An 18,147-nucleotide genomic window follows, 5' to 3' on the forward strand; every position below is an offset into this window, starting at 1 on the left:
TGTTTTGCGCAAGGACCCGATTGCCGCGCAAGCGGTTTCAGTCGACGTCGTTGTCCGCGGAGAGATACGCGATGGCCGCTAGATACTGTCGGCACGCGAAGTGCTGATCGTGCGCACGCAGAATGGTGCGGGCCCGGCGGTAATTCAAACCGCGCGGTTCTATTTCGCAGTCGTCACCGGAGAGATCGGTGCTGTGGGCGAGCATCTGTGTCATGGGATGCCTCTGGCCGAGGGGAATTGGTGCACCGAGTGTATGAGGCTGCAAGTCGCAGATGCAAGTACATCTGTACGTTCGACGACACGTGTCGAATGTAGTTGGTCCGGTTCGGTGTCATTGGGGCGTATGGGATTTCGCGCCTTGCGCCACAGTGACGAAATGTCCGGAATGCTGAAGCTCCCTCCGAATCACCCTGCCACATTCGGGGCGGTCGGTCGAATCGGCTCGGCAACCGTTTGCCATTCGGCCCGTCAGGGCCTCGGTCGGCATTTCGCGATGGCCCGCTTTGCGTGACTCGAGGGCCGGCCGGGTTGTTCGCCAGATATTGCCCTGCTCGACTCTGAAGTAGTCACGTCCCCGAACTGGCCAGACCGTCTGGTGTGAAATGTCTTAATTTCTTCACAACTTCGCATCGCCACGCCGGGCTTCAAGATCAAAGCTGTTGTGTTGCAAAGGATGTGCCCGAATCGAGGGATCGATAGCGGGCTACTCGCGTGCTATCGTTCATGTTGCGGTTGCAACTGTAAGAACATTTGACCGAACATCTGCAAGTACTGGGACACCACCCGAGGGTGGTACTGGCAAGGAGTCTGAAATGATGGACAACCCGGCAACCCGTATCGACATCGACGGCACCCAACTCGCTTGGCGCAAGAGCACTTTCAGCAACCCGAGCGGTAACTGCGTGGAACTCGCGAAACTGGCGAACGGCGAGGTGGCCATGCGGAACTCTCGTGACCCGGAAGGATCGGTACTGGTCTACACCCGCCCGGAGATCGAATGCTTCCTGTTGGGCGCCAAGAGTGGAGAGTTCGACGATCTCGCTCTCTGAGCGGTAGCATTGGCAACTGGCGCGGTGGTACGCGACGTTGCGGTTGCGGTTGCGGCCCACTGCCGGCAAATCCGAGCATCGGAGTGGACCCCATGATCGCAGAACCCGTTCCTCACGGTCGGGCGAATTCCGCTGTCGTAGACCGTGGTCCGACCGCATTGCGTATTGCAGTGGGCGGGCAGCTACGAAAGTTGAGGGAAGAGAACGGCATTACCCGGGAAGCCGCCGGTGAACACATCCGCGGCTCCCATGCCAAGATCAGTCGCCTGGAACTCGGGCGAACCGGATTCAAGGAGCGCGATATCCGGGATCTGTTGACCCTTTACAAGGTTGACGATCCCGGAGAGCGTGAGCAGTTCCTGGATCTGGTCCGGAAGGCCAATGAGCCCGGTTGGTGGCATCGCTACAGCGATCTGCTCCCGCAGTGGTTCGAGACCTATCTCGGCCTGGAGTACGCGGCCAAGTCCATCAGGACCTATGAGGGCCAACTGGTTCCGGGCCTGCTGCAGACCCCCGATTACGCCCGCTCGATCGTCGCACTCGGCCATGACGAGGACGGCGAGCGGCGCGTATCGCTGCGTCGAACCCGTCAGGAGCTACTCACGCGTCCGAGTGCGCCGAGCTTCTGGGCGGTGCTGGACGAGGCGGTGCTGCATCGCCCGGTGGGCGGCGCGGCCGTGCTGCGCGATCAGATCCTGCAGTTGATCGAATTGTCGAAGCTGCCCAATGTCACCATTCAGGTGCTGCCCTACACGGCGGGTGGGCATGCGGCCGCGGGGAGTTCGTTCACCATGCTGCGCTTCGCGGAGAATGAGCTGCCCGATATCGTCTATCTGGAGCAGCTGACGAGCGCGCTGTACCTGGATCGTCGCCAGGATTTGGAGCTGTACCGCCAGGTCATGGATCAGTTGAGTGTGCAGGCGGAGCCGCCGGAACGGTCCCGCAAACTCCTGGCGGAGGTTGCCGAGTCACTCGTCTGACAGTTCGAACTACCGTGTGACAGAAGAGCGATCACCGGTTCGACTTCGTGACACACAGGCTGTGGGGCCCCATACGGGGCCCCTATCAGCGTGGGTCGGGCAGAAAACTATTGCGCTGATCTATTGCCTGATAAAGCTGGAAGCGATTCGCCAGAACGCTTCGGGCTGCATCATGTGCAGATCCCAGTCGTTCACCATCGCGTGCGCGGTGGTGACTATTCGCTCGATATCAAAATCATACCGAGTGGCCGCTCCAGTCGATTCGACCTGATGAATGACGAAAGCGGTTGCCGTCTCATGCGAGCATGATTGCTCGGGCTGGGTTCTTTCGGCAAACCCGAGTCGGCTGAGGTTGATTGGCTGATTCATTAGAACGCCCCTGATGCCAAGCCGAGGGTTAAACCTATGGCGCGGAATCGCCGGTGATCCACCGCTCGGCTCCCTGGTTGTCCCCTACGGTGCCTTGCATGTTGAGTCTATGACCGTGCTCCGCACAGATGCAAGTACATCTGTAACCTCGAATATGTAGGGCGAGCAGGCATTTGGGGATGCTGCGAGTTTGCGAGCCAACTTTTATGGCAGGCTCCGCCGACGTCCACTCGTATCGTTCGGACCGCCCCCACGCCGTTGTTCAGCGAGTTCGATGGATATACCGAACCACAGCAGTAGCGCGCTGGCCAGACCGCTCAGAATCGCCCAGCCCGAAAAACCGTATCCGGCGATCGTGATGGTGATCGCCACCGCGATGAGTCCGAGAGTGGCCAGGGGCAAACCGATGTCATTCCGGGCACTTTCGGCGGAATTCTCCGGCTCCGCGGCCATCGCCACACACCCTCCCGGATCGCAGATACACAACCGATATCGGCGGGGTACCCGCGCGGACCCGCCCCAATCACCTCCGGCGGCGTGATGCTCCGCACGAGACATGTTGGCGCACGCGGCGTTTCGGCCCGGAAGGCACGGGTATCGCCGCTTTGTCAGGCAATACCGAGACTGTGGAGGTGAATCTCTTGTCCGAGCACGAAAAGGGCGGGTTCCGCGAAGGCTTCGAAGGCACCGTGGAAGGTGCCAAGGGCAAAATCAAGGAGGCCGCCGGCACCGTCGTCGGCAATGATGAGCTCCGTGAAGAGGGCCGGGCCCAGCAGAGCAAGGCGGAGTCCCAGCGCGAGGCGGCCGCTCGTGAGGCCGAGGCCGAGAAGGCCCGCGCCGAAGCCGAGATCGACAAGCAGCGTCAGCGCGCGTATCAGCAGAACGACTAACGGCTGATCGTGCTCTGAACTGATCGAGCACAACCGGATCGCCCGGCGGGAACACCCGCCGGGCGATTCCCGTGCGCGGGTGCTGTGGGAAATGCCACCGACCGGCACCGGGGCGGCATATTGAAACCTGTTCCAACCGTATGTTAGGTCTGGGAGCAGTGGTTTGATCAACTGAACTGGACAGGTGGACCCGTGGTGGATGTGCCCGCGTATTTCGATGAGGTGGACGGTGGCTTCGTGCCCACCGGGTACGCCGCCAGTCAGTGGTCCGCGGCGCAGGTGGTCGGACCCGCGCTCTGCGGGCTGATGGCGCGGGAGCTGGAGCGCGCGCACGCCACCGACGGTTTCGTCCCCGTACGCCTCACCGTCGACATGTTCAGCGCGGCCCGCTTCGAGCACACCACCACGCCGATGGTCCGGGTGCGCGACGGTAAACGCATTCGCGTCGCGGATGTGACGGTGGTGCAGGGCGGCAAGGTGGCCGCACGGGCCTCGGCGGTACTGCTGCAACCCTCGGAACAGCCGCCAGGGGCGCTGTGGCGGCGCGAATTCGAGCCGTCCCCGCCCGCACTCGATATCGCGTCCCCGTCACCGCTGCCGCAGATTCCGCTCTTCAACAGCGACGGCAATCCGAACCAGTGGTCCTCGGTGCCCACCGAACATGAGAACGCCACCCGCAAGCGCACCTGGCAGAACCCGATCCGGGTGATCGCGGGGGAGGAGCTGTCCCCGTTCACCCGCGCCGCGGTGGTCGGCGAGGCCACCAGCATGATGACCAACTGGGGTGACGCGGGCATCGGATTCATCAATACCGATATGACACTTGCCCTTTCGCGCATGCCGGAGGGCTATGAGATCGGTGTGCAGGCGGACAGCCACTTCAGCGAACGCGGTATGGCGGTCGGGGTGGCGACGCTGTTCGATCGGCGCGGATCCTTCGGCAGCGCCATGGTCACCTCGGTCTCCAACGCCGCGCGCCAGATCAGCAGCGCCCAGCTCGACGCGGTGATGATCGCGCGCAGCTGAGCGGGGCGAACCCTATGACAGACGTCCCGGGCCGTGTCAGAATATGACGAGGTTGAGACTACAGCCGCTCCGGTTCGTGCACGGAGCCGTCCCCCGGGGGTAAACCGAGGGGGACAGTAGTATTCGCCTGCGCCACAGGCGACAACTCGTCATGTGCTCCGTGCGCGTAACTGGAATTCCCTGTTTCGGGAGGTCTAGTCATGTCAGCAATCGCTGTGTTGCAGCGCGATGTCCGCCCCGACGCCGGATCGAGCCATCCACCCCCGCCGCCGGACCGGCGTTGCGTCATCGTGCGCGTCGATGGTGAAATCGACGCCGCCGTGCTCGCGGAGTTCACCGCGGCGCTCGATGAGGCCGTGGCCGCGAGCACGCGCGCCGTGGTCGTCGATCTACGCCGGGCGCGGTTCCTGAGCATCGGTGGCGCGCTCGCGCTGGCCACAGCGAAGGTGTCCGCGTCGGCGCGCGGAGTCGATCTGCGCGTGATCGCCGTCCGCCGGGAGATCGAGCGCGTGCTCGAGGTGACCGGGGTGCGGCCGCTGTTCTACTGGTATCAGTCGGTTCAGGCGGCTTTGGAAGCTTAGTTGCCGACGCAGATAGGATGGGGCCGAGCGGATTTCGGCCCCACCGATCCGCTCCCGGAAGCTCATTCCGCAGCGGATAATCATGAGGTGATACCCAGCGGGGAACTCTCCAACGATGCGCAGGCGCTCGATCAGGTGATCGGGGTTGGCCGTCCCCACAGTGTCGGCAGCTTCCGATTCTGGTCCGCCGACCAGCGGTGGGAATGGTCCGACGAGGTGGCCGTCATGCACGGCTACGCCCCCGGAACCGTGGAACCGACCACCGATTTGCTGCTCATGCACAAGCATCCGGAGGACCGCGCCCAGGTCGCCACCTCCCTTGCCCGGGCTGTCGAGAACGGGGAGCCGTTCTGCAGCCGCCACCGCATCGCCGATACCGGCGGTGTGGTGCACCATGTGATCGTGGTGGGTGACCATATGGTCGACGACGCCAACAGGGTGGTCGGCACCACCGGCTACTACATCGACGTAACCGACACACTGGCCGAACATCGGCAGGAGACCTTGGACGGCACGCTGCCCGAGCTCTACCGGGCCCGCGCCGTCATCGAACAGGCCAAGGGGGCGTTGATGCTGGTCTACGGCATCAGCGCCGAACAGGCTTTTCGGGTGCTGACCTGGCGATCTCAGGAAACCAACACCAAACTTCGGACCCTCTCCCAGCATCTGGTCGCCGAGGCGGTCGATATGGGCGGCGCGGCGGTCGAGCTGCGCACCCGCTTCGATCACCTGCTGTTGACGGTGCACGAACGGCTCGAACCGGATTAATCTGCCTCGCAGACGTTTCGACACATAACGCCCGGGTATCGCATCGAGTAACGAGCCGGATGCCGCTATCTGGCGTAAAAACCTCATGCGATCGACATCCGAGAAACCAGTGAATGCTCGAAGATGATGCATCGGACGAATGGATCGGACAACGGCCGGGCGCGGCGTATTCCGTCTCTGTGGCTCGGCGACCCGGGGACGGAGTTACGCATGAGTGAGTGGACATCACAGCCGATGACGGACACCAGTGTGGTCGGTATCCGCATACCAGCGGAGCTGGGGCAGTTGACGATGCTGCGCGCACTGGCCGAAACCGTGGCCCTGATAGGCGATTTCGCCCTGGACGAGGTGACCGATATCCGGGTGGCCGTCGATGAGGTGGCGACGGCGCTGATCGTGGCCTCGGTGCCCGGCAGTGGCATCGACTGCGAGTTCGACTACGACGGGCTGCGCATGCGGGTCCGGGTCTCGGGGGTGGCGGCCCAGAGCGGCAGTCTGGACGAGGGCGGATTCGGCTGGCATGTGCTCCGGACGCTGACCGAAAGCATTTCCGCGCAGTCGGGTCCGTACGACGCGATGACGGGGGGATTTCCGACAACAGTGGAATTCTGCCGATCACGAGGTGAAAGCGATGGCGGATGAGCGCAGCCCCCGCCGTGCCCGCTCCGGGGCCGATTCACACAGCCGCGGCGACAGTTACGACAATATCGAGCCCATGTTCCAGGATCTGGCCGCGCTCGATCGGTCCGATCCGCAATGGGAGGTCATGCGCGAGAAGGTGATCGGCCGCTGTATGCCGCTGGCCGACCATATCGCGCGCCGCTTCGCCGGGCGCGGGGAGACCTTCGACGATCTGCTCCAGGTCGCGCGCGTGGGCCTGGTGCAGGCCGTGGACCGTTTCGACGTCACGCGCGGCACCTCATTCCTGGCCTTCGCGGTGCCCACGGTGATGGGGGAGGTGCGCAGGCATTTCCGCGACAACACCTGGGCGGTGCGAGTTCCGCGGCGCACCAAGGAGATTCAGCTCGAAATGACCGGTGTCATCGAGCGATTGGCGCAGCGCACCGGCCGGATGCCCAAGGCCCGCGAGATCGCCGCGGAAATGGATGTGGATCTCATCGAGGTCACCCAGGCGCTGATCGCGGGCAATGCCTATCAGCTCTCCTCGATCGACGCGGTCACCAGCGATGACGGGGAGAACGCGCCGCTGTCGCTGCGGGAGGTGCTCGGTGAACCCGAACCCCGCTATGACCGGGTGGACGAATATCTCGCGGTTCGCCCGCTCATCGCCGAGCTGCCCGAACGGGAGAAGCGCATCCTGGTGATGCGCTTCTTCGACGCCAGAACCCAGCAGGACATCGCCGCCGAACTGGGCATCTCGCAGATGCACGTCTCGCGCATCCTCACCAGGACCCTGACCTGGCTCCGCGAGCAGGCCCTGGCCGATTGAGGCCCGGGCGGGCCCGGTCGCGGAGTCGACTCGCGGCCGGCGCTCAGATGACATCCGGCGGACCGGGCGGCGGCTGCGGAATCGGCGGCACCGGCTCGGGCCGCGGATACGGGGGAATCGGTTCCGGCGCGGGATCCGGGACCGGAGTGGGCGTCGGGGTGGGTATCGGGTCGGGGGTGGGTGTCGGGGGGACGGGTTCGGGGGCGGGTGGCACGGGCTGGGTCATCGTTCCTCCTGATTGTTTCGCGGTCATTCGGGTGGGCGCAGCAGCGCTCCCACGCCTTCGGGCAGCGCGAGTTCGCCTGTGACGGGCACTATTTCGCTGCCGGCGGCGAGCGCGGCCGCGGGGATGGCCTCATCGGCGCGGCGGATGACGGCGTGGCCGGAGAGTTCGGCCGCCGCGATGCCGACCTCGGTGTGGTGCGCGCCGCGCAGGATTCGGGTGTGCGCGAGCGCCGCGCCGTCGATGAGCAGATGTGCGACGTTGTGTGCGCGCAGGGCGGCGGTGGTGTCGACCAGACCGCCGGTGGTCAGTCCCGGCCGCCCGCGCGTGGCGCGGAATCGATCGCAGACGGTGCGCTGACGGGCCTCGCCGCACTCGGTCACGATCTTGTCGATCTGCGCGGCGGCACAGCGGCGATCGCCGTCCACCTCCACAATCCGCCGGGGCGTGGCGAGTTCGGGCGGCCACGGATTCGCCGTTGCCGCGCCGCCGCCGCGCGATTCGGCCCGGCCGGATTCGATCGCGGCGCGGACGGCGGCGCGGGCGGCGGGTTCGCCGGTCAGCACGACCAGGGTCGCCTGCACCTGATCGGCCAGCGCGCCGGTCTCGTCGGCAATGCGATGCACCCCGTGCCGCACCAGATCCAGGGCCTGTCGACGCGCAGCCCGCGGCGGGCGGCCGCGACCGCGCCGATTCGGCAGCCGACCCGCCGTGCTGTCGACGGTGCGGGTCACGGTGTCGCCATTGTGGTCGGTGCCGACAATGCGCGCACCCAGGTGTGCCACGGCGGCCACCACGTGCGGGACCCGCGGTAACCGCTGTTCGAGCAGTGGCAGGAGATACGGCAGCGGTGAGACGCGGACCTCCTCGCGGGACGGTGGCGCCCGGAGCTGTTCATCCACCAGCACGGTGCTGTGATCGGTGATGAGGGCGCGGCCCGAGCGACCGGGATGCGTCGGTCCCGCGGCGATGGCGATGCCGAGCGCACCGATCATCTGCTCGGACGCCCCTGCCGCGGTGAGCTTTTCGGCGATCTCGCGATAGCGCGGCTCCGGACCGCGACGGGCGTCCGCGGTCGAGTCGGTGCTGTCGAAGTACACCGAGGCGAACGGTCCCGCCCGGTCGATCAGTTCTCGGAGACTTGTTCTGGTCACTCTCGTCGCATACCCCCGCATCCAGTCGGCAATCATGACGGCCCGGCGACACGCAAGACGCGATCGGCACAGTGTGGTCTCGATGCGGACTCGAACATGGCACGGCGGAGTGTCGCCACCTACCTCGGGTTTACGCTCGCCAGGACCGCCGAGCCACTGAAACGTGTTGGGAGTGTCTTGTTCTTTGTCCGGCGAATTCTTGCCGCCGTCTTGCTGATCGGCGGATTCGCGGGAGTCGCGCACGCTCAACCCGCCGATCCGCAACCTTCCGGCACACCAATCTCTGGAATGCTGCCAGCCTTTCAGCGGTGGATCGACGCGGTGGTGCCGCCTCCCGCGTTCCCCATCGCGCCCGCCACGCCGCTGGTGGACGCCGGCGGGCTGTCCCCGGATCTGGCCGCCCTGCGCGCGGCCACGCTGCCGACCCCGATCGGGGATGCGTTCGTGGACGAATGGCCCGCGCGGCTGGAGGATTTCAGCGCAGGTCAGCTCATTGCCTGGCGTGATGTGACGGCCACGGCCGGACCCGCGCTGATCGCGCCGGTGAAGCAGGTGGTGCAGCTCAAATATCGCACCACCGATTCCCATGGCGCGGCCTCGTACGCCATCGCCTCACTGGCCCTGCCTGCGGGGGAGTGGACCGGCGGGGACGAGCGGCCGGTGGTGGTACACAATCTGCCGATCAATTCGCTCGGCCGCGATTGCAATCCGAGTTACACACTGGCACATGGTTTTTCGACCAGCACCAATCTGGCGGAGTATCTGCCGCCGACCACCCAGCTGGCGCTGCTGCGCGGCTACGCGGTGCTGATCACGGACCACGAGGGTCCGCGCATGGCCTATGCCGAACCGTTCGTGGCCGGGCACGCGGTGCTGGATTCCATTCGCGCCGTGCGCGGTTCGATGCCCCATGAGTTCGGCGACAGTCGCTTCGGGATCATCGGATACTCGGGCGGGGCCATCGCCACCAAGGGTGCGGTCAAGCTCATGGCCGACTACGCCCCGGAACTGGTGGATGTGGTGGTCGGGGCGGCTATGGGCGGGGTGCCCGCCGATTACGAGCTGCTCTCGCGCAGTATGAACGCCAATCTGGCCTCCGGGGTGTTCATGGCCGCCACCTTCGCCATCGGGCGGGAGCGGCCGGAGATCCTGGCGCATATGAACAATCTGGCGCAGTGGGCCGCCCTGGTCATGAAGGACACCTGTATGAATTCATACGGGCTGCCCGGAATCCTGCAGCTGCCCATGGATATCGCCGCCAACTTCCCGGATCCGCTGCACAGCGCGCTGGCACAGGACATCTACCGGGTGACCCGGATGGATGGGATGAAATCGCCTGTGCCGCTGTATATCTACAACGGCGGTCAGGAGTTCTGGATCCCGTCCGAGGGTGCGCGGAACCTCTACAACGAGCAGTGCGCGCTGGGTGTACCGGCGCTGTATCGCAGTGTGCCGGGTGAGCACATCATCGCCGCGTTCACCGGTTTCCCGGAGTCGCTGGAGTGGCTCGGCGAACGGCTCGGCGGCGTCCCCGCACCCGACGAATGTCGAACCGGCCCAACGGTTCACCCGGCGAGCTGAACTGCCCCCGGCCACGCGGCCGGGGGCGGTGACGTCGCTACCTCACATCGGGAAGAGGTTGTGCTTGCGCGGGTTGTGCTTGCGCACCGCACCCTTGTCGCGCAGCAACTGCAGGGCCTTGCGGATCTCCAGGCGGGTCGCCGAGGGCTCGATGACCGCGTCGATATAGCCGCGCTCGGCCGCGGTCCACGGGGTGGCGACGGTGGCGTTGTAGAAGTCGATCATGCCCTGCCGCACCGCCTCCCGCTCCTCCGGCGGGGTGGCCTCGAGCTGGCGCTTGCCCACGATCGGGATCATGGACTCCGCGCCCATGACCGCCAGTCGCGCGGTCGGCCAGGCCAGCGAGATATCCGCGCCGAGTTGCTTGCAGCCCATGACCGCGTAGCCGCCGCCGTACGCCTTGCGGGTCACGACGGTGACGATCGGAACGGTCGCCTCGATGAGCGCGCGGAACATGCGCCCGCCGCGCTTGATGACGTGGTTGCGCTCCTCGTCCACGCCCGGCAACACGCCCGGGGTGTCGACCACGTAGACCAGCGGCATATTGAAGGCGTCGCAGAGCCGGATGAAATGCGCGGCCTTGTCCGAGCAGGCGGCATCGAGCGCGCCGCCGAGCACCAGCGGCTGATTGGCGATCACACCGACCGGCCGGCCGTCGACACGCGCGAACCCGGTAATGAGATTCGCGGAGGTCTTCTCGCTGATCTCGTGGAATTCACCGTCGTCGAAGATGCGCAGCAGGATCTCGTGCATGTCGTAGCCGACCTTGTCGGCATCGGGCATGAACCTGTCCAGTTCGCGATCGGTATCGGTGAGTTCGGGCTCGAGGCCAGGATTGATCACCGGCGGCTGTTCCAGGCAGCTGGTCGGCAGGTAGCTCAGGTAGTCGCGCACCCACTTGTAGGCGTCGGCCTCGGTCTTGGCGACGTGGTGCACGGTGCCGTTCCGCTCCAGCGCCCGCGCGCCGCCCAACTCCTCGGCGGTGACGATCGACCCGGTCACGGCCCGGATGACCTCCGGACCGGTGACGAACATGTACGAATCCTCGGTCGCCACCAGGACATCCATATTGATGGGCCCGTAGACCGAACCGGCCGCGCACTTGCCGAGCATGACCGCGACCATCGGCACGTAACCGGAGAGGTCTTCCTGCAACCGGCACATGATGGCGTACCAGGCCAGCGACGCGACGCCGTCCTGAATGCGCGCGCCGCCGGAGTCGTTGATGCAGACCACCGGGCACGCGTTGTTGTACGCGAAGTCCATGGCCGCCTTGACGCGGCGACCGAACATCTCGCTGACCGATCCGCCGTACACGGTCTGATCGTGCGAGATGACCACGACCGGGCGGCCGTCGATATAGCCGCGCCCGGTGATCACGCCGTCGCCGTAGTAGGCGTTGGGGTTGCCGGGCTGGCGGATGAGGGCGCCCATCTCGACGAAGGTCCCCGGGTCCAGCAGCATTTGCGCGCGTTCTCGCGCACTCGGGATGCCTTTGGCGCGTCGCTTGGCAATGCCCTTCTCGCCGGATGGTTCTTCGGCGATCTCCAGGAGCTTGCGCAGTTCCGCCAGCTTCTCCGCGGTACCCGTCATTACTTCGGTCTTGCCTTTCGCGTTCATCAGGTGGGCCGGATCGCAGCCCGGTCGAGCCGGATCGGCGGCTCAGCCCGCCACGGTACCTGGCACACCCGGGTCCTAACCACCGAACGCCTCGGTAACCTGTGCCGGGCACCACAGCGGACCAACCGGCTGGGACAGGGATACACTGCGCCCCGTGAGCTCACCGATGACAGTGCGGGCGGGGGCGCCCGAGGTGATCCGGCCGGACCTGGATACGTTCGGGTTCTCCGAGATGCGCCGAACGGCGATCGTGGGTGCGGTACTGGGCGGATCGGTCACCCGCAGCGTGCTACGCGGCGGCCTGCGCAAGGCTACGCGCAAGCGCGCGGTGGCCGAGGGCATGGTGAACGGATTCGAATCGCTGGGCCCGATGTTCGTGAAGCTGGGCCAGTTGATCGCCTCCTCACCGGGGGCCTTCCCGCGCGAACTCGCCGATGCCTGCCTGCGCTGCCTGGACGATATGGCCCCGTTCCCGTCCGCGGACGCGCGGGCCATCATCGAGGGTGATCTCGGCAAGCCCATCTCGGAGCTGTTCTGCTCGTTCGACGACGAACCGCTCTCGGCGGCCTCGATCGCCCAGGTGCACGCCTGCGTGCTGCGCGACGGCCGCCCCGCGGTGGTGAAGGTGCAGCGACCCGAGATCGCCAAGCGCATGATCGTTGATCTGCGCGCGGCCATGAAACTGGCTCGGGCGCTGGAGAAGCGCTCGGAGAACGCGCGGGTGGCCAACGCGCAGGCCGTGGTTCGCGATCTGTACGAGGCGACCGTGGCGGAGTTGAACTTCCTCATCGAGGCCGATAACCAGACCCGCGCCCGGCAGAACCTCGCCGCCTTCGGCGACAACACCAATGTGGTTGTCCCCGAGGTCTACTGGGAGCACTGCGGTCCGCGCGTGCTGTGCATGGAACGCATGCGCGGTATGCCACTGGACCGCTTCGACGATATTCGCGCGGTGCACCCGGATTCGGAGCTGTTGATCCGCCGCCTGGTCAAGGCGTGGATGGAATCGGTTGCGGTGCACGGACTTTTCCACGGCGATGTGCACGCGGGCAATCTCTGGCTGCTCGACGACGGGCGAGTCGCCATGCTGGACTTCGGTATTGTCGGGCGGATGGAGACCGAATGGCGCGAGTTCGTGCGCGCGCTGTTCTACGCCAGCGCCATCGACAACGACTTCCGTCCGGTGGCGCGCGCCCTGCGCAAACTCGACCTGGTCGCCGACGACAGCGGTGATGACGCCACCATCGGCCGCCAGCTCGCGGTGGCGCTGGGGCCGGTGCTCTCGGGCAGCCTCGACAAGCTCGATTTGGGCGTGGTCGCGGCCCGCCTGCTCGAATTCGGTAAGCGCCGTGGCGCTTCCGGTCCCGAACAATTGATCATGATGGGGAAACAACTCGGCTATTTCGAACGATATGCCGTGGCGTTGGCCCCCGGCTGGAAACTCGGCCGAGACCTGTTCCTGTTCCGCAATATCTTCCCAACTGAAGTAGCCGCCAAAATTGCCGAGGAAGGCGCCGAACTCCCCGTCGACTGACGGGGGCGACGGTGTCACTGGATTGGATTTGACTGTTCGATGAAGCTCTCCGCACTACTCCGGACCACCGCCGTAGCTCTCACCGCGGCATTGTCCGTGGCCACGCTCGGCACCTCCGCCGCCTCGGCGGACCCGGACAAGCCCTCCGCGATCAGCTCGATCACCAAGGAGGGCCGCACCTGGCATATGAAGGTGTACTCCGCGTCCATGGGCCGCGATATCACCATCGATGTGCAGCGCCCGCTCGACGAGTCCACTCCCGCGCCGAACCTGTACATGCTCAACGGCCTGGACGGCGGTGAGGGCACCGCGAACTGGAAGGCGCAGACCAAGGCCATCGAATGGCTGGCCGACAAGCCGGTCAATGTCATTCAGCCGATCGGCGGCCTGGGCAGCTACTACACCGACTGGGAGAAGACCGATCCCCGGCTGGGCCTGAACAAGTGGCGCACCTTCTTCACCGAGGAGCTGCCCCCGCTGCTGGACGACGCGCTGCACTCCACCGGTGTGAACGCGCTGACCGGCCTGTCCACCTCGGGCACCTCGGTACTGCAGCTCGCCGAGGCGAAGCCGGGTCTGTGGAAGGCCGTGGCCGCGTACAGCGGTTGCGCCCAGATCGCCGATCCCGCCGGTAAGCAGTTCGTGAAGCTGGCCACCGAGACCTGGGCCGGCGGCAATACCGAGAATATGTACGGCCCGAGCGACAGCCCGCTGTGGGCCGCCAACGATCCGGTCATCAATGCCGAGAAGCTGCGCGGCACACTGCTTTACGTCTCCAGCGGCAGCGGCATCCCGCTCGCCTCGGACGTCCAGTACTACCTGGGCAGCGCCCCCGGCGTCATGGGCGGTGTCAACCTGGGCCTCGGCATGATCATCGAGGGCGCGGTCAACGCCTGCACCATGAACCTCAAGAGCCGCCTCGACGGTCTGAACATCCCCGCCACCTACCAGTTCAACCCGGTAGGCACCCACTACTGGCCCTACTGGGACGAGGCCCTGCACAACTCCTGGCCCATCCTGGCCCAGGGCATGGGCATCCCCGCCTGATTTTCCGACGTGCATGTCATGGCGCGGGCAAACGTCGAGAGACCGCCCGCGGCATGACATGCACGTTTTGTTTGTCGGCTGCGAGGATGGCGGGATGTATGTTGTCGTAGCCAATCGGGGCGAGGTCGCGGTTCGGGTGGTGCGGGGGGCGCGGGAGTGGGGGTATTCCACGCTCGTGTTGCATACCGCGGAGGAGGGCGAGAGCCTGGGGGTGCGGTTGGCCGATGAGGCCGTGCGATTGCCGGGGCAGGGGGCCGCGGCCTATCTCGATATCGATGAGGTGGTGCGGGCGGCGCGTACGGCGGGGGACGGGGCGCTCGTGCATCCGGGGTACGGATTCCTCAGTGAGAGTGCCGAATTCGCCACCGCCTGTGCCGCGGCGGGGCTGGTGTTCGTGGGGCCGTCGCCCGAGGTGCTGCGTTTGTTCGGGGACAAGATCGCGGCGCGGGCGGCAGCCGAAGCGGCTGGGCTGCCGGTGATTCCGGCGACGTCGGGGGTTGTCTCGCCCGAGCCGATCGCGGAATTGCTTGCGGCACATCCGAATGGGGTGATGATCAAGGCCGCGGCGGGCGGTGGTGGTCGCGGGATGCGGGTGGTGCGCGATATCGCCGAGGTGGCCGCGGCGTTCGAGCGGTGCCGGGCGGAGGCCCTGGCCGGGTTCGGCGATGACACCGCGTACGCCGAGGCCTTGATCGGCGCTGCCCGGCATATCGAGGTGCAGATCATCGCCGACGGCGAGCGGGCGATCGCGGTGGGGGATCGCGATTGCAGTGTGCAGCGGCGGCAGCAGAAATTGATCGAGGTCGCGCCCGCGCCGAATCTGGTTGCGGGCCTGCGGGAACGGTTGCATGAGCAGGCCGTGCGGCTGGCCGAGTCGGTGCGGTGCCGGGGTGTGATCACCGTCGAATTCCTGGTCGCCGGTGCGGAATCCTGGTTTCTCGAGGTGAATCCGAGATTGCAGGTCGAGCACACCATCACCGAGGAGGTGACGGGACTGGATCTGGTTGCCGTGCAATGGGAGTTGGCGCGCGGGCGCGGTCTAGACGAGCTCGAACTGGAATCTGTCACACCGCGGGGGTATGCGGTGCAGGTGCGGGTGAATGCCGAAATCGTCACCGCCGGTGGGGAAGTGCTGCCGAGTACCGGGACCCTGACCCAGTTCGCCGCGCCGACGGGCAGCGGGGTGCGGGTGGATACGGCCGCGGGGATCGGTCTGCGGCAGGACGCCCGATTCGATTCGCTGCTGGCGAAGGTCATCGCGCGCGGGCCGTCCTATCCGGCCGCGGTGCGCCGCGCGGCGGATGCGCTGACCGAGACGGTGATCGCCGGTGTCGAGACGAATCTCGCGGTGCAGCGGGCGGTGCTGGACGAGTTGGTCGCCGCGAGCCCGGTATCGACCTCGTGGTACGAGGACCGAGTGGATGCATTCGTCGCCAAGGCAGCGGATTACATTCCGGTGTCCGCCGCGGTCGCGGATTCGGTTGTCGCGGTGGACACCCCGGAGCTGGCGAATGATGAGCAAGCCTTGCGTTCGCCCATGGGCGGTACCGTGGTCTCGCTCGTCGAACCCGGCACGGTGGTGCCCGCCGGTGCCGAGGTCATGGTGCTGGAGGCGATGAAGATGCAGCATGTGCTGCGCGCCGACCAGCCGCTGCGGGTGCTGCGCCATCTCGTCGCCCCGGGCGATGTGATCGATCCGCACGCACCCCTGCTGGTGTGGATCGAGGCGGACCACGACGGCACCGCGCACGAGAGCGCCGAGGTGAACCTGGATGCCCTCCGCCCCGATCTCGCCGAGGTGCTCGCGCGTCACCAGGTCGGGCAGGACGCGTCCCGCCCCGAGGCCGTGGCCAAGCGACATCGCCTGGGCCGCCGCACCGCTCGCGAGAACATCGCCGATCTGGTGGATCCGGACAGCTTCCTCGAATACGGCGCATTGGCCGTCGCCGCCCAGCGCTTGCGTCGCAGCCCGGAGGATTTGATCGCCAACACCCCCGCCGACGGTCTCATCGCCGGTGTCGCGACCATCAACGCCGAGCGTTTCGGCCGGGATCGGACCCGGGCCGTGGTCATGTCCTACGACTACACCGTCCTGGCGGGCACCCAGGGCATGCGCAATCACGCCAAGACCGATCGCATGCTGGAACTCGCGCACGCACAGCGGCTTCCGGTCGTCTTCTTCACCGAAGGCGGCGGCGGTCGGCCCGGCGATACCGACTATCCCGGAATCTCCGGCCTGGATGTGACCACCTTCCGGGCCATGGGCGCACTCTCGGGTCATGTCCCGCTCATCGGCATCGTCTCCGGCCGCTGCTTCGCCGGAAACGCCGCGCTGCTCGGCATGTGCGATGTGGTCATCGCCACCCTCGACGCCAATATCGGTATGGGCGGACCCGCCATGATCGAGGGCGGCGGCCTGGGTGTGTACGCGCCCGAGGAGGTCGGCCCGATCCAAGTGCAGCGCCGAAACGGAGTGGTGCACATGGTCGCCGCCGATGAGGCCGACGCCGTGGCCATCGCCCGCGACTACCTCGCCTACTTCCAGGGTGACCGATCCGACTGGACCGCACCGGATCCCCGCTTGGCTCGCCATGTCATTCCCGAGGACCGCCTGCGCGCCTTCGATATTCGCGCCGCAGTCGAATCGGTCGCCGATGTGGACTCGATCCTGGAACTCCGGCGGGACTGGGCCACCGGCATCGTCACCGCGCTGATCCGCGTCGAGGGCCGGCCGTACGGCCTCATCGCCAACAACTGCCACTACCTCGGCGGTGCCATCGACGCTCCCGCCGCCGATAAACTCAGCGCCTTTCTGCGACTCTGCGACGCCCACCGGCTGCCGGTCGTATCACTGTGCGATACACCGGGTTTCATGGTCGGACCGGAGGCCGAAACGCATGCCACGGTGACGAAGTTCAGCCGTCTGTTCATCGACGCGGCTGCCCTGACCGTCCCCTGGGGCACCGTCATCCTGCGCAAGGGTTACGGTCTCGGCGCACAGGCCATGGCGGCGGGCTCATTCCGCGCGCCGACCTTCGTGATCGCCTGGCCCACCGGGGAAATCGGCGGTATGGGCCTGGAAGGCGCGGTCCGCCTGGGCTTCGCCAAGGAACTCGCCGCCATCGAGTACCCCGCCGCCCGGCAGAGCGCCTTCGACAATCTCGTCCAACTCGCCTACGCCAATGGCAAAGCCCTCACCGCCGCCACCGTCCTGGAACTCGACGATGTCATCGATCCCGCCGATACCCGCCGCTGGATCACGACCCTGCGGTGAGGGCGGGCGCGATCACCGCGACAATCTGATCGACCGCGCGGTCGATCGGTCCGGTCGGCTGGAAGAGATGGCTCAGGGCAAGGCGGACAAGGGTTTCGGTCAGTGAGCTCAGTTCGGTCTCCGAGAGCGCGCTCAGCGCGTACTGCGCGCGGATCATGGCCGTGACCGCTTCGATGGCGCGGCCCAGTACCGGTTCCGGTTCGGTCATCAGGACCGGGAGCAGTGCGGTGTCGGGGGCGGTTCGGCCCGCGAGCACCGCCTTCAGCAGCGTGTTGTCCGCGCCGGTGCGCAGGGTGTAGTCGATCGCCTGGCGCAGACCCCCGACCACATCGTCCGGCGCGGCGGCGAGCGCGGCGGCAATGCCGACCAGGAAGGTGTCGACCTCCTGGCGGATGACGACCTCGGCGAGGTCGTGCTTATTGGCGAACTCCTTGTACATGACCGGTCGGCTGACGCCGACGTCCTTGGCGAGCCGGGACATATTCACCGCACCCCAGCCCTCGGCGACGACGATGCCGCGGGCGGTGTCGATGATCCGCTCGCGCAGGAGTTGGCGCATTTCGGTCTGGAAGTTCGGCGCGTCTGCCACGACCCGATGGTA

The 18,147-nt window shown here is 66.3% G+C and carries 19 protein-coding genes; 12 read left to right on the forward strand and 7 right to left on the reverse strand.

The annotated features are described in order from the left end of the window. Nucleotides 1–37 precede the first annotated feature (37 nt). Entirely contained in the window at nt 38–205 is a 168-nt protein-coding gene (locus tag NA10_RS36920) for a hypothetical protein (RefSeq protein WP_169812618.1), read from the reverse strand. 607 nt (nt 206–812) lie between these two features. On the opposite strand from NA10_RS36920, the gene NA10_RS20515 reads away from it, so the two are divergent. Both NA10_RS20515 and NA10_RS20520 read left to right on the forward strand, forming a co-directional pair. Beyond that, on the forward strand, nt 813–1,049 hold the full coding sequence (locus tag NA10_RS20515; RefSeq protein WP_157556642.1) for a DUF397 domain-containing protein: 237 nt from the start codon (nt 813–815) through the stop codon (nt 1,047–1,049). Nucleotides 1,050–1,141: 92 nt separating this feature from the next. Further along, nucleotides 1,142–2,029 (forward strand): Sco1979 family transcriptional regulator, encoded by an 888-nt coding sequence (locus tag NA10_RS20520; RefSeq protein WP_067570380.1) that lies wholly within the window; start codon nt 1,142–1,144, stop codon nt 2,027–2,029. 120 nt (nt 2,030–2,149) lie between these two features. On the opposite strand, the gene NA10_RS20525 is transcribed toward NA10_RS20520, so the two are convergent. After that, complete coding sequence (locus NA10_RS20525; RefSeq protein WP_067570383.1) at nt 2,150–2,398, reverse strand: hypothetical protein; 249 nt, start codon at nt 2,396–2,398, stop codon at nt 2,150–2,152. Between the two features lie 204 nt (nt 2,399–2,602). Beyond that, on the reverse strand, nt 2,603–2,851 hold the full coding sequence (locus tag NA10_RS20530) for a hypothetical protein (RefSeq protein WP_067570385.1): 249 nt from the start codon (nt 2,849–2,851) through the stop codon (nt 2,603–2,605). Nucleotides 2,852–3,039: 188 nt separating this feature from the next. Between NA10_RS20530 and mbp1 the strand changes: the two genes are divergently transcribed. The 6 genes from mbp1 (at nt 3,040) to NA10_RS20560 (ending at nt 7,113) form a co-directional block, all read left to right on the forward strand. Then, entirely contained in the window at nt 3,040–3,288 is a 249-nt protein-coding gene (gene mbp1 / locus NA10_RS20535) for a microaggregate-binding protein 1 (protein WP_067570483.1), read from the forward strand. Nucleotides 3,289–3,480: 192 nt separating this feature from the next. Continuing rightward, entirely contained in the window at nt 3,481–4,314 is an 834-nt protein-coding gene (locus tag NA10_RS20540) for an acyl-CoA thioesterase domain-containing protein (protein WP_067570387.1), read from the forward strand. Nucleotides 4,315–4,514: 200 nt separating this feature from the next. Further along, complete coding sequence (locus NA10_RS20545) at nt 4,515–4,895, forward strand: STAS domain-containing protein (protein ID WP_084515038.1); 381 nt, start codon at nt 4,515–4,517, stop codon at nt 4,893–4,895. A gap of 87 nt (nt 4,896–4,982) precedes the next feature. Next, on the forward strand, nt 4,983–5,663 hold the full coding sequence (locus NA10_RS20550) for a PAS and ANTAR domain-containing protein (RefSeq protein ID WP_067570485.1): 681 nt from the start codon (nt 4,983–4,985) through the stop codon (nt 5,661–5,663). A 210-nt stretch (nt 5,664–5,873) separates the two neighbouring features. After that, the gene (locus NA10_RS20555) at nt 5,874–6,305 is read left to right on the forward strand and encodes an ATP-binding protein (protein WP_067570391.1); all 432 of its coding nucleotides are present in this window, start codon (nt 5,874–5,876) and stop codon (nt 6,303–6,305) included. Continuing rightward, on the forward strand, nt 6,295–7,113 hold the full coding sequence (locus NA10_RS20560; protein ID WP_067570393.1) for an RNA polymerase sigma factor SigF: 819 nt from the start codon (nt 6,295–6,297) through the stop codon (nt 7,111–7,113). The genes NA10_RS20555 and NA10_RS20560 overlap by 11 nt, the downstream gene beginning before the upstream one ends. A gap of 43 nt (nt 7,114–7,156) precedes the next feature. Here NA10_RS20560 and NA10_RS36925 read toward each other — a convergent pair whose 3' ends face one another. Continuing rightward, the gene (locus tag NA10_RS36925; protein ID WP_067570395.1) at nt 7,157–7,339 is read right to left on the reverse strand and encodes a hypothetical protein; all 183 of its coding nucleotides are present in this window, start codon (nt 7,337–7,339) and stop codon (nt 7,157–7,159) included. 23 nt (nt 7,340–7,362) lie between these two features. Next, a complete protein-coding gene (locus tag NA10_RS20570; protein ID WP_157556644.1) occupies nt 7,363–8,490 on the reverse strand; it encodes a baeRF2 domain-containing protein in 1,128 nt (375 codons plus the stop codon). A gap of 288 nt (nt 8,491–8,778) precedes the next feature. Between NA10_RS20570 and NA10_RS20575 the strand changes: the two genes are divergently transcribed. Next, entirely contained in the window at nt 8,779–10,071 is a 1,293-nt protein-coding gene (locus NA10_RS20575; protein ID WP_245677620.1) for a lipase family protein, read from the forward strand. A gap of 42 nt (nt 10,072–10,113) precedes the next feature. Here the strand turns inward: NA10_RS20575 and NA10_RS20580 are convergent, their stop codons facing one another. Further along, nucleotides 10,114–11,664 (reverse strand): acyl-CoA carboxylase subunit beta, encoded by a 1,551-nt coding sequence (locus NA10_RS20580; protein WP_067570400.1) that lies wholly within the window; start codon nt 11,662–11,664, stop codon nt 10,114–10,116. Nucleotides 11,665–11,857: 193 nt separating this feature from the next. Between NA10_RS20580 and NA10_RS20585 the strand changes: the two genes are divergently transcribed. The 3 genes from NA10_RS20585 (at nt 11,858) to NA10_RS20595 (ending at nt 17,546) form a co-directional block, all read left to right on the forward strand. Then, nucleotides 11,858–13,225 (forward strand): ABC1 kinase family protein, encoded by a 1,368-nt coding sequence (locus NA10_RS20585; RefSeq protein ID WP_067570402.1) that lies wholly within the window; start codon nt 11,858–11,860, stop codon nt 13,223–13,225. Between the two features lie 39 nt (nt 13,226–13,264). Further along, nucleotides 13,265–14,272 (forward strand): alpha/beta hydrolase, encoded by a 1,008-nt coding sequence (locus NA10_RS20590; protein WP_067570404.1) that lies wholly within the window; start codon nt 13,265–13,267, stop codon nt 14,270–14,272. A 94-nt stretch (nt 14,273–14,366) separates the two neighbouring features. Next, nucleotides 14,367–17,546: an acetyl-CoA carboxylase family protein gene (locus NA10_RS20595; protein WP_067570406.1), complete on the forward strand. Its 3,180-nt coding sequence runs from the start codon at nt 14,367–14,369 to the stop codon at nt 17,544–17,546. On the opposite strand, the gene NA10_RS20600 is transcribed toward NA10_RS20595, so the two are convergent. Then, a complete protein-coding gene (locus tag NA10_RS20600; protein WP_067570489.1) occupies nt 17,530–18,135 on the reverse strand; it encodes a TetR/AcrR family transcriptional regulator in 606 nt (201 codons plus the stop codon). The two genes, NA10_RS20595 and NA10_RS20600, sit on opposite strands and share 17 nt — an antisense overlap. Nucleotides 18,136–18,147: the final 12 nt, after the last annotated feature.

Source organism: Nocardia acidivorans NBRC 108247, assembly GCF_001625085.1.
Lineage (GTDB): Bacteria > Actinomycetota > Actinomycetes > Mycobacteriales > Mycobacteriaceae > Nocardia > Nocardia acidivorans.

What these genes read in the sequence shown, in the direction of transcription:
- NA10_RS20560 (WP_067570393.1), top strand. Translation starts at nt 6,295, where the DNA reads ATGGCGGATGAGCGCAGCCCCCGCCGTGCCCGCTCCGGGGCCGATTCA.
- NA10_RS20585 (WP_067570402.1), top strand. Translation starts at nt 11,858, where the DNA reads ATGACAGTGCGGGCGGGGGCGCCCGAGGTGATCCGGCCGGACCTGGAT.
- NA10_RS20580 (WP_067570400.1), bottom strand. Translation starts at nt 11,664, where the DNA reads ATGACGGGTACCGCGGAGAAGCTGGCGGAACTGCGCAAGCTCCTGGAG.
- NA10_RS20525 (WP_067570383.1), bottom strand. Translation starts at nt 2,398, where the DNA reads ATGAATCAGCCAATCAACCTCAGCCGACTCGGGTTTGCCGAAAGAACC.
- NA10_RS36925 (WP_067570395.1), bottom strand. Translation starts at nt 7,339, where the DNA reads ATGACCCAGCCCGTGCCACCCGCCCCCGAACCCGTCCCCCCGACACCC.
- NA10_RS20555 (WP_067570391.1), top strand. Translation starts at nt 5,874, where the DNA reads ATGAGTGAGTGGACATCACAGCCGATGACGGACACCAGTGTGGTCGGT.
- NA10_RS20590 (WP_067570404.1), top strand. Translation starts at nt 13,265, where the DNA reads ATGAAGCTCTCCGCACTACTCCGGACCACCGCCGTAGCTCTCACCGCG.
- NA10_RS20575 (WP_245677620.1), top strand. Translation starts at nt 8,779, where the DNA reads ATGCTGCCAGCCTTTCAGCGGTGGATCGACGCGGTGGTGCCGCCTCCC.
- NA10_RS20520 (WP_067570380.1), top strand. Translation starts at nt 1,142, where the DNA reads ATGATCGCAGAACCCGTTCCTCACGGTCGGGCGAATTCCGCTGTCGTA.
- NA10_RS20545 (WP_084515038.1), top strand. Translation starts at nt 4,515, where the DNA reads ATGTCAGCAATCGCTGTGTTGCAGCGCGATGTCCGCCCCGACGCCGGA.
- NA10_RS36920 (WP_169812618.1), bottom strand. Translation starts at nt 205, where the DNA reads ATGCTCGCCCACAGCACCGATCTCTCCGGTGACGACTGCGAAATAGAA.
- NA10_RS20530 (WP_067570385.1), bottom strand. Translation starts at nt 2,851, where the DNA reads ATGGCCGCGGAGCCGGAGAATTCCGCCGAAAGTGCCCGGAATGACATC.
- NA10_RS20515 (WP_157556642.1), top strand. Translation starts at nt 813, where the DNA reads ATGATGGACAACCCGGCAACCCGTATCGACATCGACGGCACCCAACTC.
- NA10_RS20595 (WP_067570406.1), top strand. Translation starts at nt 14,367, where the DNA reads ATGTATGTTGTCGTAGCCAATCGGGGCGAGGTCGCGGTTCGGGTGGTG.